This window comes from Plesiocystis pacifica SIR-1 (assembly GCF_000170895.1).
GTDB lineage: Bacteria > Myxococcota_A > Polyangia > Nannocystales > Nannocystaceae > Plesiocystis > Plesiocystis pacifica.
This window is the reverse complement of sequence record NZ_ABCS01000051.1, coordinates 39,366-55,375: the sequence shown is the minus strand read 5'-3', so window position 1 is coordinate 55,375 and position 16,010 is coordinate 39,366. Positions and strand designations below refer to the sequence as shown.

14 protein-coding genes and 1 tRNA gene are annotated in these 16,010 nt (G+C 68.5%); 8 read left to right on the top strand and 7 right to left on the bottom strand.

Going from position 1 to position 16,010, the window contains the following annotated elements; translation table 11 throughout:
- Positions 1-13: 13 nt before the first annotated feature.
- Both PPSIR1_RS23780 and PPSIR1_RS23775 read right to left on the bottom strand, forming a co-directional pair.
- On the bottom strand, positions 14-769 hold the full coding sequence (locus PPSIR1_RS23780) for an SDR family NAD(P)-dependent oxidoreductase (RefSeq protein ID WP_006973716.1): 756 nt from the start codon (positions 767-769) through the stop codon (positions 14-16).
- 27 nt (positions 770-796) lie between these two features.
- Complete coding sequence (locus tag PPSIR1_RS23775; RefSeq protein WP_006973715.1) at positions 797-1,111, bottom strand: YhbY family RNA-binding protein; 315 nt, start codon at positions 1,109-1,111, stop codon at positions 797-799.
- A gap of 106 nt (positions 1,112-1,217) precedes the next feature.
- Here PPSIR1_RS23775 and PPSIR1_RS23770 point away from each other — a divergent pair, with 106 nt between their 5' ends.
- Positions 1,218-2,300, top strand: a complete 1,083-nt coding sequence (locus PPSIR1_RS23770) for a hypothetical protein (RefSeq protein WP_006973714.1) — start codon at positions 1,218-1,220, stop codon at positions 2,298-2,300.
- Positions 2,301-2,676: 376 nt separating this feature from the next.
- Entirely contained in the window at positions 2,677-4,134 is a 1,458-nt protein-coding gene (locus tag PPSIR1_RS23765; RefSeq protein ID WP_006973713.1) for a hypothetical protein, read from the top strand.
- A gap of 90 nt (positions 4,135-4,224) precedes the next feature.
- Here PPSIR1_RS23765 and PPSIR1_RS23760 read toward each other — a convergent pair whose 3' ends face one another.
- From PPSIR1_RS23760 to PPSIR1_RS23750, 3 genes are all read right to left on the bottom strand, one after another.
- On the bottom strand, positions 4,225-5,166 hold the full coding sequence (locus PPSIR1_RS23760) for a Bpu10I family restriction endonuclease (RefSeq protein WP_006973712.1): 942 nt from the start codon (positions 5,164-5,166) through the stop codon (positions 4,225-4,227).
- Positions 5,156-6,442 (bottom strand): DNA methyltransferase, encoded by a 1,287-nt coding sequence (locus tag PPSIR1_RS23755; RefSeq protein ID WP_086001644.1) that lies wholly within the window; start codon positions 6,440-6,442, stop codon positions 5,156-5,158. The genes PPSIR1_RS23760 and PPSIR1_RS23755 overlap by 11 nt, the downstream gene beginning before the upstream one ends.
- 215 nt (positions 6,443-6,657) lie before the next feature.
- A tRNA-Phe gene (locus tag PPSIR1_RS23750) sits at positions 6,658-6,730 on the bottom strand.
- A 724-nt stretch (positions 6,731-7,454) separates the two neighbouring features.
- On the opposite strand from PPSIR1_RS23750, the gene PPSIR1_RS23745 reads away from it, so the two are divergent.
- The 4 genes from PPSIR1_RS23745 (at position 7,455) to PPSIR1_RS23730 (ending at position 10,396) form a co-directional block, all read left to right on the top strand.
- Positions 7,455-8,579: a hypothetical protein gene (locus tag PPSIR1_RS23745; RefSeq protein ID WP_157595900.1), complete on the top strand. Its 1,125-nt coding sequence runs from the start codon at positions 7,455-7,457 to the stop codon at positions 8,577-8,579.
- On the top strand, positions 8,576-8,941 hold the full coding sequence (locus tag PPSIR1_RS23740) for a helix-turn-helix domain-containing protein (RefSeq protein ID WP_086001643.1): 366 nt from the start codon (positions 8,576-8,578) through the stop codon (positions 8,939-8,941). Before PPSIR1_RS23745 ends, PPSIR1_RS23740 begins: the two co-directional genes overlap by 4 nt.
- 190 nt (positions 8,942-9,131) lie before the next feature.
- Positions 9,132-9,971, top strand: a complete 840-nt coding sequence (locus PPSIR1_RS23735) for an AraC family transcriptional regulator (protein WP_006973708.1) — start codon at positions 9,132-9,134, stop codon at positions 9,969-9,971.
- Positions 9,968-10,396, top strand: coding sequence for a VOC family protein (locus PPSIR1_RS23730; RefSeq protein WP_006973707.1), 429 nt, complete (start codon positions 9,968-9,970; stop codon positions 10,394-10,396). The genes PPSIR1_RS23735 and PPSIR1_RS23730 overlap by 4 nt, the downstream gene beginning before the upstream one ends.
- Before the next feature lie 3 nt (positions 10,397-10,399).
- Here PPSIR1_RS23730 and PPSIR1_RS43630 read toward each other — a convergent pair whose 3' ends face one another.
- Positions 10,400-11,362: a hypothetical protein gene (locus tag PPSIR1_RS43630; RefSeq protein WP_006973706.1), complete on the bottom strand. Its 963-nt coding sequence runs from the start codon at positions 11,360-11,362 to the stop codon at positions 10,400-10,402.
- A 282-nt stretch (positions 11,363-11,644) separates the two neighbouring features.
- Between PPSIR1_RS43630 and trxB the strand changes: the two genes are divergently transcribed.
- Positions 11,645-12,580, top strand: a complete 936-nt coding sequence (trxB, locus tag PPSIR1_RS23720) for a thioredoxin-disulfide reductase (RefSeq protein WP_006973705.1) — start codon at positions 11,645-11,647, stop codon at positions 12,578-12,580.
- Positions 12,581-13,130: 550 nt separating this feature from the next.
- Here the strand turns inward: trxB and PPSIR1_RS23715 are convergent.
- On the bottom strand, positions 13,131-14,630 hold the full coding sequence (locus PPSIR1_RS23715; protein ID WP_269744729.1) for a hybrid sensor histidine kinase/response regulator: 1,500 nt from the start codon (positions 14,628-14,630) through the stop codon (positions 13,131-13,133).
- A gap of 67 nt (positions 14,631-14,697) precedes the next feature.
- Here PPSIR1_RS23715 and PPSIR1_RS43625 point away from each other — a divergent pair, with 67 nt between their 5' ends.
- Positions 14,698-15,942, top strand: coding sequence for a styrene monooxygenase/indole monooxygenase family protein (locus PPSIR1_RS43625; RefSeq protein WP_157595899.1), 1,245 nt, complete (start codon positions 14,698-14,700; stop codon positions 15,940-15,942).
- The last annotated feature ends 68 nt before the right edge of the window (positions 15,943-16,010 follow it).

The following is a 16,010-nucleotide window of genomic DNA, read 5'->3' as shown; positions in this document are numbered from 1 at the left end:
CCGAGCGGGTCCGCTACTTCTTGGTCTGGCGCATCATCGGCTCGAGCAGGGCCGAGGGCATCGCGCCCATGATCGGGCCGAACACGGTCATGGGCACGGGGAAGATGAACACGCCGCGGCCGCGGTGGATGGCTCGAACCACGCGCTGAGCCGCGTCCGCGGCCGTGACCTCGAAGGGCTTGTTGGGGATGCCGGCGGTCATCTCGGTCTCCACGAAGCCGGGCCGGATGTCGGTGACGCGGATCCCCGCGTGGTGCAGGTCGACGCGCAGGCTCTCGAGGAAGGTGCTCAGGAAGGCCTTGGACGCGCAGTAGGCCGCGCTGCTCGGCAGCCCGCGGTACTTGGCCACGCTCGACACGCCCACGAGGTGCCCGGCCCCGCGCTCGACCATGCCCGGGAGCGCGCCGGTGAGCGTGGCCACGGCCCCGCACACGTTGACGGACACGACCGTCTCCACGGCCTTCCAGCTCAGCTTGGGGCCCGGGGTGCTCTTGCTGACGCCGGCGTTGGCGATGACCAGGTCGAAGGCCAGCTCGCCGTCGAGCTCGCGGACGGTCGCCTCGGTGCGCTCGGGGTCGCTGACGTCGAGGACCTGGACGCGGACCTTGTCGGCGCCGTGGGCCTTGGCGATGGACTCGGCGACCTCGGCGAGCTTGTCCTCGCGCCGGGCCGCGAGCACGACGGAGCTGCCCTCGGCGGCGAGCGTGTGGGCGATGGCGGCTCCGATGCCGCTCGAGGCTCCGGTGATCAGGGCGCTGCGGAAGGCCACGGTCTGACTCCTTCGGGTTCGGGAGGCTCAGGGGAGCTGGATGCGCGGCTTGTCCGGGAGGTCCTTGCCGCGGGGCTTGTAGATCACCGCCACGCGCCCGAGCAGGGCCACGCGCAGGGCCTCGCTGCCCTCGATCAGGGTGTCGTAGAGCGCGTGGCGCTCCGCCGCGCTGTCGACCTTGGGCAGCTTGACCTTGATGAGCTCGTGGCGGCGCAGGGCCTCGGAGACCGCGGCGAACACCGACTCGGTCAGGCCGGCGGCGCCGACTTGGACCACGGGCGAGAGCGAGTGCGCCATCCCGCTGAGGAACTTGCGCTGCTTGGGACTGAGCTCGTAGGCCATGGCGGCGGAGTGTGGACCCGATCGGCCCGGGAGGCCAGCCCAGGGCGTTGCTTTTCCGAGCTTTTCGGGGCTCCGGCGGCGGGCGCGACGTTGGTATGATCCGGCCATGAACGAGCTCGTCACGCTGCACACGCAGTCCTTGCACGGCCCGATCGTTCCGACTTACCTCGACCTCCTGAACCGGGCCATGCGCACCGCCCGGCTCAACAACACCTTCCCCGACCGTCGCCGCCTCCAGGGCAGCATGGACACGATGAAGCGGTCGATGGAGGCCGAGCAGTACACCCAGGTCTACGTCGACTCCCGGGCCGGGCTGCCGAACATGGCGAGCTTCACCCGCGTGGTCACGGACCACGAGCTCGCCGAGGGCTCCCTCTCGCGCATGAGCGACCTGGCCCACTACGAGGCCAAGCAGGACGAGGCCGAGGTCTACGCGCGCATGCTCGTCAAGCGCCGCTACCTCGAGGCGATCAAGGACCAGCCCTACGCGCCCCTCGACGAGCACCGCGTCCAGCTGCGCCGCCACGATCCGAGCACGGGCACGGCCGAGTTCCGCATCGACCTGACCAAGCTCGACGCGACCGGCGTGTACATCCGCATCACCATCGAGCTGACCCAGGTGTCCTCGACCTGGCGGCGCAAGGTCATCGACCTCGACGCCGACGGCGAGAGCGCCGAGGCCAACCAGGCCTTCCACGCGACGGTCTACCGCAACGCCAGCTTCGACGCCGAGCACCTGTTCATCCACATGCACGACATCGAGGGCGTGAGCGTCGACCGGGTCCAGCGCGGCGTGGTCGGCCCGGCCGTGTTCGCCCTGACCACCCCCGACGGCCTGCGCGTGGTCCCGGCCGAGCCCCAAAAGGGCAACAGCCGCCTGGCCCACGCCTGGCGCCGGTGGCTCGACAGCCCCGCGGGCAACACCGGCAAGCCTGAGCTGCTCGTCACCTTCCAGACCGACATCGCCGCCCGCGACGTCCGGGAGGAGCGCAGCAACGATCCCCTCGAGGACCTGCTGTCCGCGAACATCCAGGACAGCGAGCGGGCCCGCTACAACCACACCCGCGAGCGCTTCCCCTTCAAGGTGTTCAAGGACCGCAAGTTCGTGGCGACCCGGGGGCTCGAGCCGCTGGCAAAGGCGCTGGGGCAGGCGGCGGGGACCAAGAACCTGGTCTACCGCCTGCGCTGAGTCTCTGCTTTGCCCCCACAGGCATCGGGGGACCGGGGGCGCTTCGTCGCTGCGCTCCTCCGCTTTGGCTTGGTGGGCAATGGGGTTCGTGCCTTCGAGAAGGCATGTGGTCGCCCCCGCTCGCGGGGGCGTAGTCTATCCCCACGGGGAGCTGGGGATTGGGGGCACTCTGGCTTGCATGGCGCCATTCACGACGGTCTGAGTCGTGGACGTGGGGCAGGGAGGGCGTGGCGTCGTCCACGACGGTCTGAGTCGTGGACGTGGGGCAGGGAGGGCGTGGCGTCGTCCACGACGGCGAAAATAGACAGAGGGACGGACAGGACTTGTTCTGGCCGACGCTCTGAGGTGCTTTGGCGGTTGGTTTACACTGAGCGCCATGAACCTGCGTGCCTCGAAGCTTCGCCTCGCCCATGTCGCTCTCGCCCTCGCCAGCGCGAGCCTGGCCGTGGCGTGCACGAGTCCGCCCGACGGGGATGGTGACGGCGACGGGCAGGACGAGGTCGGCGAGGACGAGGACGGCACCGACGACGCCGCGGATCAGAGCGAGGACGAGGGCGGCGAAGACCTGCGCCCGAACTGGCACCAGGACGTCGCGCCCTTGGTGGCCGAGGCCTGCGGCGGCTGTCACCTGGCTGGCGGCATCGCGCCCTTTTCCCTCGAGGACTACGCCAGCGCCTCGCCCTGGGCCGGGCTCATGGCCGACGCCGTCGAGGACCGGCGCATGCCGCCGTGGCACGCCGCCGAGACCGACGAGTGCGAGCCCGTCGCCCCCTACCGCCACGACCCGCGCCTGAGCGACGAACAGATCACCATGCTCCGCGACTGGTCCGAGCTCGGCGCGCCCGAGGGGGACCCCGAGCTCGCCGCGCCCTTGCCCGAGCCGCCCCTGCTCGAGCTCGCCAACCCGACCACGACGGTGCTCAACCCGACGCCCGTGGAGGTCGAGGCCCAGGGCAACGTGCTCGACTTCACCCACTGCTTGAGCTTCGACCCCGGCAACGACGAGGAGGTCTACCTCGACGGCCTGCAGGTCGTGCCCGGCAATCGCAAGGTGCTCCACCACGTGCTCATGTACGTCGACGAGAGCGCCGAGTCGGCCAGCTGGGAGGGCGGGGTCAAGTACGACTGCGGCGGCGGCTCGGGGCTCAGCGGCAGCGCGCCCTTGGTCGGCGCCTGGGTCCCCGGCAGCTTGCCCATCGAGACCCCAGACGGCGTCGCCGTGCCCCTGCCCGCGGGCGCGCGCATCGTCTACAACGTCCACTACCACGCCACCGGCGCGGGCCCAGAGACCGACATGAACACCGGCCTGGCCCTGCGCTGGACCGATCAGGCCCCGGAGTACACCGCCTTGTTCGCGCTCATCGGCGCCCCCGGCATCGGCGATCCGCTCACCGGCTTGCTGCACATCCCGCCCTACGCCGAAGGCCACGTCGAGGAGTACGAGTGGCCCGTGGAGGTCAACGGCCAGGGCATCCCCGCCATCCTCGACGTGCGCGTGTGGACCGTGGCCGCGCACATGCACAAGGTCGGCGTGGACATGCGCGTGTGGGTTGAAGACGGCCAGGGCGAGGACCACTGCCTCGTGCACACGCCCAGCTGGGACTTCAACTGGCAGCGCTTTTACACCTACGACCAGCCCATCGAGGACGACTACCGGATCACCAACGGCGACGTCGTGCGGCTGCGCTGCGAGTACGACAACACCCTGGACAACCCGGGGGTGGTGTCGGCGCTGTCGGAGCTGGGGTTGACCGAGCCGATCGACGTGTTCGTGGGCGAGGGGACCCTGGACGAGATGTGCCTGGCGGCGGTCGGGGTGGGCTACAAGTTCTGAGCCCAGATCAGGACTGTGAATGATTCACAGTCTCTGTCTTCTTTAGCCGTCGTGGACGACGCCACGCCCTCCCTGCCCCACGTCCACGACTCAGAAGAACCCGTCTGAGAGCGCCTTGTTGGTGTCCAGTCCGTCCGCTCTGACGACTTGTTCAATGTGAGACAGGAGGCGCTCAAAGACCTTGGATGAGAAGGGGTTGCCGTCCAGGTACTCGATGAAAGTCCCTCGGTTAGCTTTGCGGTCCGCGGCCTTTGAGAACGACTTCCTCGCGCTCGAGGGCAACCGCTTTGCCCGGCGCATGAGCAGTATCTCGTCAATTGGAGTCACGCTGGTCGAGATGGGCGTCATGTCGAGCCATTCGCAGAGTAGAAAGTACTTGGCGCCTGGCACGGCGGTCTTCACGTCCTGGGCAGTGGCCGCCGCCTCCTGAAACATGGTCTTGTCGAGGTTCGTCTTGCACTCGGCGGCGACATACGCGATGCGAGTTTCATGGGTGGTCGCATTTCGGAAGTCTTTATGGTGCGATGTCTTGAGGAATACGGGGCGCGAGATTGCGAAGTCTTGGTCCTTCGACTTCACCGCTGCGCCAGCGCCCTTCGACAGCTCGACGATGCTGGACTCAAAGCGCAGGTTCGAGAAGCAGGTCGTTGGACCGAGCTCGAAGATGTCGTCAGCCAAATCCTCGCCAAACACCGAGGTGACGAGGATTGGGAGAAACTCTTCGATGATCGAGTTGTCGAGTTTCGTCTGCCCCTTTTGTCGGTAGAGCCAGTCTGCGGGGCTGTCGAAGATGAGCTCAAGATCGATGTATCTCTTGTACTGTTGGAGCTGGGCGACGAGGGCCTGGATAACTTGCTCTCGTGTCCCCGAAACGCAGAGGCAGCTCTCGCGCCACATCTCGTAGACCTTGCGGGCTTTGTCGACGCGCTCTCTGTCAACCTCGGGGAGCTTTGAATTCTCGCGGAGCGCGGCGAGCTTCTCTCCGTGAGGCGTCGGCAGCTTCGGAAGACTCATTCCCATCTCACTCATCATGTTCGGCGGCCATCGGTGATGGTTGCACCGTCTCCAGCCGTATCAAGGCGCTGCCAATGTCTGCCCGACTCTCATCAGGGCAGCTTCGAAGCGCATCTTCGAGGACCCGCTTCGCAACACTACGGGCGTGCTCATGTCGGCGGCCGCGCGGCAGTACCTTGGAGCGCCGGGGGCGGGAGAGGTGGAGAATGTCCTCGTAGATATGCTGCCCGAAGCGGTTCAGGAACACGCGCTCTTGACGAAGGCATAGCTTCAGCCCCGTGGCTGTAGAGGCGACTTCGGCGAGCATCTCCCCGTTGAAGAAGCGGGTCTTTCGGACCATCGACTCGCGACCGACGACGACGACTGCGGACCCCCCAGGCTTCAAGACCCGTTCCATCTCGGCGAACACGTCCGCCATGTCCATGCAGAATTGAATCACCGTGAGGACCCGGTTCCCGCGGTGTTTCCGGTTGGACCCAATCTCGGAGCGCGCAGCCGCGAGTACATCCCAGCCCATGCTCTCCACCGAGCCGCGGTATTTTTGGTGGTAGTTGTAGACGTTCACGTACGGAGGTGATGTGACGATGAGATCGACGGAGCGGCTCTCGACTCCAGTCGCCCTCGCATCACCGAGCCTCACCCGAACATCGCAGTTCGGCCGGAAGGGGAGCGTGTTGAGGAGGCTGGACAGATGGGTGTGCGCCTTGCGCAAGCGATCGACCTTTAGCTCTCCCTTGGAGATGTCACAGAGGACGAGCAGGGCAGCGAGGTAGCGCGACAAGCCTCCTCCAGGCTCCGCATCTTTGGCCCGTGCCCACGCGCTCCGGAGCACGTGCGCAGGTGACGATGACGGGTGTTGAACCGAGGCGAACAGCGGTCCTTGGGTCCCAGTCATGCGGGCCACGAGCTCGCGGGCCGTGCCGAGGATGGCGTCGCGTTCGGGACCTGGGGTTCGAACCAGCTCATAGAAGGCCGCGAGATGATAGGCCGCCGGGTTCACCTCGACCCCTAGGGGAACCAGCCCCCGCCTCGCGGTCTCGAGCAAAACGGTCCCGCTGCCAACGAATGGGTCGAGTACCGTCGTCGCTCCGTCGGAGTAGAAGCCCAGAATCGCCTCGACGAGTTGAGGCGAGAACTGTCCCTTCCACTCCAGAGGGTTGGAGCGTTCTTTGTCTCGGATATCCAGGATATCCTGCGGGATGCTCACGCGGTCGAGAGGGAGTGAGTGGAGCGCTCCGTCCGGAAGGTGGCCCCGGCAGCTCTGGGGAGATCGGGTCTGTTCGGCGGTCTGCATCGGCCTGATTCGATCGCTTCGCGGCCCGAGAACGGCTCAACGTGCGCGAGCTGAGTTTCGGCCACGAGCGCACGCCCTCGCAAGCCCACGGGTGTCACAGCTTCAGCCCTGGGGAGACGGCGCGGAGCTCGGCGTTGGAGCGGTCGAGCGGCCAGCAGAGCGATGGAGGGCTGCCCCAATGAAAAACCCGCAGGAAGCTTTCCTGCGGGTTTAGGTGCCCAGAGACGGAATCGAACCGCCGACACGGGGATTTTCAGTCCCCTGCTCTACCGACTGAGCTATCTGGGCGTGCTCGTTGGCGGGCGGTAGTCCTAACCCCTTCCCCCAGCGGCGTCAAGCGAGGCTCCGGGAAGGGCTCCGGCGGGCCAAAGAAGGGCCAGGGGGCTGTGGGCGTTGGGCTCGGGCTGGGTTGGCGGGCGGCCGGGACCCGTGTCGGCGGTGGGCTCGAGGCGGGGCCCAGGCGCTGAATTGCCTGGACCGAGGGTTGGCTCACGTCCCGACGTGAGTGCTGCGCGCTTCCCGTGGGGGCATGGAGCCACCGAACTCCAGGGTCGACCCCCGGCGGGGATCGATGCGGGCGCGCCCGCGTTGCAAAGGGCCCTCGGCCGCAGTCGAGGGGGCGCCGTCACGGACAGCGTCACCAGTGCTCGAGGCTTCCAGGGAGCGCGGGCGCGCAGCGGGCCTTCGGGCGCGCGATCCGAGGATCGCCAGCCGCGTCGCGCGGCGTCGAGGCGCGCCCTCAAAGTGATCGCATTTCCCCAACGCGAGAATGTGATCACTCGAAGCGCGTGGTTCGCTGGGGTTGCGTCGGCGACGAGAACCCCAACCGGGGCGTGGGCGGGGGGCGAGCGCGGAAGAAAAACGGCTCTGGCGTCGTCTTGGGCGCTGTAATCGACTCCGTTCGGAACGGTTCGTTGGTTCGCGTAACCGTCCCTTCAGGTGATCACGCCGTGACTGCGAGGTCCCTGACCGTCAGCAGGGGGAGGCGACATATTGATGACGGTTGATAGCCATGCTGTTGCGATTGCCAAGCCCCGCCCAAGCCGCCGCCGCCGCGGCCAGTGTCCCAGCGACGCCCCCGCCTTCCGTCGAGCCCCACGCGGGGACGGCCACGGACGTCCAGGCGTCCCCGGAGCCCTCGCCTCGAGATCCGGGCGCTGAGGACGACCATGATCTCGGCGCCGCGATGCTGCGCGAGCGCGAGCTCGCGGTGCAGCTGGTCGGCTGCTTCGAGGGCTGGAGCCTGATCACCGTGGCCTGCAACCACGAGCCGACCTGGATGGCCAGCGAGCTCGCGCGCATCCTCGGCTTTGCGACGCCCCTCGAGCTGCTCGGGATCCTCGCCAAGCGCTGGTACGAGCGCTGCCCCGCCGGCGCGATCCACTACCTCGAGCACGGCGATCGCCGCGAGCTGCTCGAGCGCCTCGATCGGGCCCACGTCGTGCTCGCGCCGGACCACCGCCGCCGGCCGATCGTGCTGCTCAGCGCGGTCGCGGTCTACGAGCTCGTCAGCGCCCTCGACAGCGCCGTCGCTCGCAGCTTCGCCCGTCACCTGCGCGAGCAGGTCATCCCCGAGTTCCACGCCCACGAGCGCGCGGCCACGGCTCTCGAGCGGCCGCTGCTGTCGATCGACGCCGTGACCATCGCCGGCAACCGCCTCGAGTTCGAGCAGCGCTGCTTCGAGGCCGCGGTGCTCGAGCGCCTGCTCGATCGCCTCGAGCGGGCCGGGACCATCGACGCCGATCAGCTCATCGCCCACCGCGTCGTCGCCAGCGAGATCGCCCTCGGGGCGCGCCTGGTCGACTTCGAAGAGGAGCTCGCCCACGGCTGGATGACGCCCACGCAGGTCGCCGAGCGCTGGTGCGACATGACCCCGCTGCGCGTCGGTCGGCTCATCGCGCACTTGGGCCTCAAGGGCAGCCGCGCCCACTCGCGCGCCTTCCTGACCAAGGCCCGCGGCCAGCAGCGCACGGTGCTCGGCTACGTCTACAGCCCCAGCGCCGTCGCCCTGATCGAGCGAGAGCTGCGAAGCCGCGGGCTTCGGCGCTGCACCTGCGCCGAGGACTACGAGGCCGAGCTCGCCCAATCCCACCCCCCCCAAGCCCACACCCAAGCCCCCCAGGGAGGCCGGCGATGATGCTCACCCTCGGACCCCGCACGCACATCCAGCTGTCGATCGAAGACGACGAGCAGGCCGATCGCGTGATGACCCTGCTCGACGCCCTCGGCTACGAGGTCGAGCGCGCGCCCCACTTCGACTCGCGCCAGGCCCGGCTGCAGCTGCGCGTCGACGCGATCGTCGAGAAGGACTCGCTGACGCCGCGCGAGGCCGAGGTCCTCGGCCTGTTCGTCCACGGCGGCCTGCTCAACATCGAGATCGCCAAGGAGCTCGGCGTCGAGCTGTCGACGGTGAAGTGGCACATGCACAACATCTTCACCAAGACGGACACGAAGAACCGCGAGGCGCTGCTGCGCGCCGTGATCGGCGACTGGTTCTAGACATGCCCCCACAGGCGCCCCGAACCGGGGACGCCTCGTCGCTGTCCGCTCCTCCGCTCAGGCTGGTGGGCAATGGCGTTCGTACCTTCGAGGGGGCGTGTGGTCGCCCCCGGGGGGGGCGTTCGATCAGGGCCTGCTAGAGAGCACGGACGGTCAAGCGGGGCGCCGAGGTCCCCGCTAGGCTGGGTCCATGTCCAAGCGCGACCCTTGGGGCCAACGCATCCTCCGCGTCGTCGACCACGTCCAGGCCCACCTCGACGAGGACGTGGATCCCGAGACCCTCGCCGACATCGCCGGGCTCTCGCTGCACCACTTTCACCGGGTGTTCCGCGGGCTCACGGGCGAGTCGGTGATGGGCTTCGTCCGCCGCCTGCGGCTCGAGCGGGCGGCGATGCAGCTCAAGCTCGGGGAGGCCCCGGTCACCCAGGTCGCGCTCGAAGCGGGCTACGGCAGCCACGAGGCCTTCACCCGGGCCTTTCGCAACCGCTTCGGCGTGCCGCCCAGGGCCTACCGGGAGCAGACCCGGGTCGAGGTCGAGGTCGGCGTGCCGCGGGTCGAGCTTCGCGACGATCCTGCGCTGACTTGCATCGGGCTGCGCCACACGGGGTCTTACTCCGAGTGCGGGCAGACCTGGGGCGAGCTCATGGCCCACGCCGCGAAGGCGGGCTGGATGCCCCACGTGCTCGGCAGCGTCGGCCTGGCCTACGACGACCCCGACATCACGGCGGCCGAGCGGCTGCGCTACGACGCGTGCATGGTCATGGAGCCGGCCCGGGCCCGCGCGCTGTGTCGGCCGCCCTTCGTGCTCCGCGAGCTGCCCGCGGGGCGCTACGCCATCACCCTCCACCGGGGCGACTTCGAGTCCATCCTCGAGACCTACGTCGGCTTGATCGGCCGCGCGCTGCCCTTTCGCGGCGTCGAGCTGGCCAACGAGCCCGTCATCGAGCGCTACCTCGACGACCCCGCGACCGTGCCCCTCCACGAGCTGCGCACCGAGATCTGCGTGCGCATCGAGACGAGACCCTCATGACCCACCAAGACGTCCCCACGATCATCAACCACCTCTCGCTGGGCACCAACGACTTCGAGTCCGCGTGCGCCTTCTACGACGGGGTGCTCGCCACCCTCGGGGCCCGGCGCGTGCTCGAGCACCCCGGCGTCGTCGCCTACGGCCGCGCCTTCCCGGAGTTTTGGGTCCACGCCCCCTACGACGGCCAGCCGGCGACCGTCGGCAACGGAGCCCACGTCGCCTTCTTCGCCACCAGCAAGGCCCAGGTCCAGGCCTTCCACGCCAAGGCCATCGAGCTCGGCGGTCGAGACGACGGGCCGCCGGGTCCGCGCCCGGACTACGGCGACCCCTACTACGGCTGCTTCATCCGCGATCCCGACGGCCACAAGATCGAGGCGACCTTTTGGGACGCCCCGCCTCCGCCGCTGCCGTCGTCGGCGAGCTGAGCCTCACTGGCAGCTCAGGTGCAGGTCGACCAGCTCGCCCACGCCGCCGGCGTGGCCGAAGCTCGAGCGCTCGACCGCGCAGTTGCCCCGCTCGTCGCAGGTCGGCGCGTCGACGTGGCGCACGCTCAGGGCGTCGACCCCCGCCGCGCTCAGGGGCTCGAGCTCGGCCGGCGTCGAGCGGCGGTCCGCGTCGAGGTCCCGCCAGACCAGCAGCTCGCCGAAGCGGGGGTCCCGGCCGTCGACGAGGCCGTCGCCGTTGCCGTCGAACTCGGCCAGGGCGAGGAAGCCGTCGCTCGCCCGGGCGCCCGAGCGCAGCACCGTGCCCGAGCCGAACAGCTCGTGGCCGCCGTCGATGCTGCCGTTGCCGTCGAGGTCGACCGCCAGCCAGGGCGTGTCGGCGCTGGGCCAGTCCGTGGAGATGCAGCTGCTGTGGTCGTCGGCCATGGCGATGTCGAAGCTCGCCGCCGGGGTCGACTCGGCGGCGATCATGGTGATCGGCGCGTCGTCGAAGCGCAGCACCAGGGGCGTGTCGCCGCCTTCGTCCTCGCAGGAGGTCTGGGTCCAAAAGGGCCCGCTGTCGACGAGCACGCAGCTCGAGATCAGCGTCCCGCACCAGTCGTCGATCTCGCGGGTGTCGCCGGGGACACACTCGACCTCGGCGGCGGGCATGCACTCGCCAAAGTTGAACTCGAGGTCGTCGTTGGCCCAGTCGAACTGGCAAAAGGCGATGGACTCGCCGTCGAGGCAGGGCGCGGCCATGCCGTACTCGAGCTGGTCGCAGCTTTGGTCCGTGGGCTCGAGGTCGGGGTCGGGGGCGTCGATGAGCTCACCCTCGTACTCGAGCGCGCCGGCCTCTTGCTCGCCCGAGTGGATCGGGCCGGGGTCGCAAGCGGTGACCAGACCGGCCGCGGCCAGGGCGAGGAGGGAGAGGACGGTGACGCGGGGGGAGCGGGGGGAGATGGACATGACAGCCTCGCTCTATCCGTGCCACTCGCGCGGAGGATCGATCACCGGGAGCCTCCGTCGGCCCCGGAGCGAGGGCTGATCCAATGACCACGCGCGTTCCCCGTGATTCTGCCCACATCGGGTCTGGAGGTCTGAAAACGCCGCACAACCGCGGTTTTCAATCCCCCACGGAGAGCCGTGAAACATCCGTCGCGGGCACGCGAAGTTCCGCCCGACGCAACCCCCCGACGCGCCCGCGAGCGCGTCGACACCTCCGCCCACCCTGACTATTCTTCCCGACTCATGAGCGAGCCCCAACACCGCAAGGTCATCATCCTCGGCTCCGGCCCCTCCGGCTACACCGCGGCCATCTACGCCGCCCGAGCCAACCTCTCGCCCCTGGTGATCACCGGCAACGAGCCCGGCGGGCAGCTCATGACCACCACGGACGTCGAGAACTACCCCGGCTACCCCAAGGGCGTGACCGGCCCCGACATGATGGACGAGCTGCGCGAGCAGGCCGAGCGCTTCGGGACCGAGGTCCACTACGACATGGCGGTCGAGGCCCACCTCGGCGAGCGACCCTTCCGCCTCGTCGTCGACGGCGGCGAGGTGTTCACCTGCGACGCGCTGATCATCTCGACCGGCGCGAGCGCCCGCTACCTCGGCCTGCCCAGCGAGCAGCGCCTGCGCAACAAGGGCGTCACCGCCTGCGCGACCTGTGACGGGCACTTCTACAAGGACATGGAGGTCGCGGTCGTCGGCGGCGGCGACACGGCCATGGAGGAGGCCCAGTACCTCACGCGCATGTGCACGAAGGTCCACCTCATCCACCGCCGGGACAGCTTCCGCGCCAGCCAGATCATGCAGCAGCGGACCCTCGACAACGACAAGATCGAGGTCCACTGGAACCGCGTCGTCGACGAGGTCCTGGGCGCCGAGAGCGTCGAGGGCGTGCGCGTCAAGAGCACCGTCGACGACGCCGTGGAGGACATCGCCGTCAAGGGCTTCTTCCTCGCCATCGGCCACGTGCCCAACTCGCAGATCTTCAAGGGCCAGCTCGACATGGACGACGCGGGCTACCTGGTTGTCCAGCCCGGGACCACGCGGACCAACATCGAGGGCGTCTACGCGGCGGGTGACGTGGCGGACAAGATGTACCGCCAAGCGATCACGGCCGCGGGCACGGGCTGCATGGCGGCCATCGACGCCGAGCGCTGGCTGGCCGAGCAAGAGTAGATCCTCGGTGTGCTGTGAGGACTGGGGCGACGAGGGCGCCCTGGCCTACTTCAGCCGCTGCCTCGAGCTCGCGCCCGCGTTCGAGCTGGCCCTCGCCAGCGAGTGCTCACCGTCGGCGCGATCTGGTGGCCCCGCTAGCCCAGCCAAGGCTCAGATCAGCCATCACCGAAGTCGAGGCTTCGGCCTACCAAGGATGAAACAGCCCCCCGCGGACTACCGAGCGGTCAGTTTCTTATCAGCCATCACCGAAGTCGAGGCTTCGGCCTACCAAGGATGAAACAGCCCCCCGCGGACTACCGAGCGGTCAGTTTCGTATCAGATCAGCCATCACCGAAGCGAGGCTTCGGCCTACCAAGGATGAAGCGAGCCCTCGCTGACTACCGAGTGGTCAGTTTCTTATCAGAGCCCGTCAACGAATCCACGCCCCCGCTTGCGGGGGCGACCACGAGCCTCCTCAAAGGCACGAACTCCATTGCCCACCAAGCCAAAGCGGAGGAGCGGAGCGACGAAGCGCCCCCGGTCCCAGACGCCTGTGGGGGCAAAACAGAGCTCAGTGGGCGAGCGCGCGGCAAATCGCGACGGCGAGCTCGCTGGCGCAAAAGGGCTTCGAGAGCACCTCGATGTCGGCGTCGAGCAAGCCGCCGCGCATCAAGTGCTCGGCGCTGTAGCCCGACAGGTAGAGCACGCGCAGCTCGGGGTAGTCCTTCAGCAAGCTCGCGTAGAGCTGGGTCCCCGTCTGACCGGGCATGATCACGTCGGTGATCAGCAGCGTCGCGCCGGACTGCCCGACGAGCTCCGCCGCGTTCGCGACCTCGGCCAGGACTGCGTTGGCGCCGAGGCTCTCGACCGTGCGCGTGACGACACCCCCGACGAGGGGGTCGTCGTCGACGATGACCACGTCGAGCGTGGTGAAGTCGGCCTCGGGCGGAGGGCGCTCGGCTTCGAGCTTGGACAGCGCCTGCGACTCGTCGCGGCAGGGAAGGAACACGCGAAAGCTCGTGCCGCACCCGGGCTCGCTGTAGACCACGATCTCGCCGCCGTGTTGCTTGACGATGCCGTAGGCGCTGGCGAGGCCGAGCCCGGTCCCGCCGCAGCCTTTGGTCGTGAAGAAGGGCTCGAAGATCCGGGCGCGCGTGGCCGCGTCCATCCCGATCCCGTCGTCCTCGACGAGGACCTCGACGTAGGCGCCCGGGGAGAGCCCGTGTTGACTCTCCCAGCCCTCGAGCGCGCGCCGGCGCATCTCGACCGCGATGTGTCCGCCTTCGGGCAGCGCGTCGCGGGCGTTGAGCACCAAGTTGACGAGGATCTGCTCGAGCGGCGAGGCCTCGCCCTCGACGAGCAGAGGCTCGTCCCCGAACACCGACTTCATCGTGATCGCCTTGGGTAGCAGCCGCTCGATGAGGGGCAGCACGCGGACGGCGAGCTCGCGCAGATCGACGAGCTGGCGGCGGATCGCCCGGCTGCGACTGAACGAGAGCAGCTGCGTGGTCAGATCTCGAGCTCGACTCGCGGCCGCGAGGATGTCCTCGAACGCCGCCTCGACCGCGGCCGGGTCGGAGGCGAGCTGGCCGAGCTCGGCGCTGCACATGACCACGGACAGCATGTTGTTGAAGTCGTGGGCGATGCCCCCGGCGAGGCGCCCGAGCGCGTCCATCCGCTGGGACTCCGCGAGCTTCTCGCGCAGCCGGACTTTCTCGGTGATGTCGGTCAGGCTCGAGCACGCGTAGGTCTCCCCGTCGAGCTCGATTCCAACCCCGTAGACCGCGACGTCGAAGCGCCCACCGTCGGCGCGCAGCCCCTGGGCCTCGCCCCAGTACTCTTCGCCACGAGCGAGCGCCGCCCGAAATGCGTCGAACACGTCGATCGACTCTGGCGCGATGAAGTCGTGCGGCGACATGTCGAGCATCTGCTCGCGGGACCAACCATGGAGTGCGCAGGCCGCAGGGTTGATGTCGACGAGCCGGCCTTCGAGCGAATACACAAACATCGCGCTCGAGGTCGCCTCAAACATCTGCGCATACCAGGCCGCTCTGGTGTGCTCGGTCGCCATGGCCGGCAAATTACCACGTAGGCGCGACCCATGGACATGCGCGGGCGCTCGCAAGACCATGGTCGACATGCGGAAGATCGCAATCATTGGTGCCGGCCAAGCCGGCCTGCAGTTGGGCTTCGGCCTGCTCCGTGCGGGCTACTCGGTCACGCTGTGCTCGGACAAGTCCGCGCGCGAGCTCGAACAAGCCGGGCCACGCCCGGTCACGATCCAGTTTGGTCCCTCGGTTCTGCTCGAGCAGGCCCTCGACCTGTGTCTGTGGCGCGTCAACCCCCTCGCCCGCGTCGACGAGGTCTACATGAGTGTGTTCGCGCCCGATGGCCAGCGTCTCATGCGGATCGAAGCCGAGCTCTCGGAGCCTGCCCAGAGCATGGATCTGCGCCTCAAATTCGGCCGCTGGCTGCGGCTGTTCGCCGATCAGGGTGGAGAGGTCGCGATCGGGCGCTGCGGAGTCGACGAGCTCGAGCGCTTGGCCCAGAGCCACGACTTGGTCGTGGTCTCGGCTGGGCGGGGGCAGTTCACCGAACTGTTCGCCCCCGATCCTTCGCGCTGCGAGTTCGATCAGCCCCAGCGCCAGGTGGCGATGTTCTACACCCGAGGTTGCGACATGCGGGTTGGCCTCGACGGGGTCGAAGGTCGGCAGGTCAGTCGCTACAGCATCGTCGCGGGCGTCGGCGAGGTGATCATGTCGCCCTTCCTCAGCCGCTCGGGCGAGGAGCACCACTATGTGCAGTTCGAGGCCATCCCCGACCAGGGGATGGACATGTTCGATCGCAAGGCCGACGTCGGCGAGCAATACGACCAGGCCAAGGCCTGGCTCGCGCAGCACCAGGCCGAGATCCACGCCCTCGTCGAGCGCTCGAGCCTGACGCCCGAGCGAGAGTGGGTCTGTGGACGGATCCAACCCAAGGTCCGCGAACCCGTCGGCGCGCTCCCGAGCGGCGCCGTGGTGATGGGCATCGGCGACGCGGTGATCGTCAACGACCCGGTCATGGCCCAGGGCCTCAACAGCGCGTCGAAGTGGGCGGCTCACGCTGTCCAGTCGATCCAGGCCCGCGGGGACGCGGCGTTTTCCGAGGCATGGATGCGCGAGAGCTTCGAGGCCTACTGGGCGCGGGCCCAGTTCAGCAACAAGCTGACCAACACGGTCTTGTGTCCGCTCGGGCCCGTTCAGCAACAGCTGCTCGGCTTCGCCAGCCAAAACCCCCGCTTCGCCAAGATGTTCGTCGAGGGGATCGGTCAGGCCGAGGTCTTCGACCCCTGGTTTTGGGACGAGGACGCGGCCAAGGCGATGATGGCTCGCTACGCCTGAGCGAGGCCGCTGAGTCGAGGACGTGGGGCAGGGAGGGCGTGGCGTCGTCCACGAAGAGGGGCGGACAG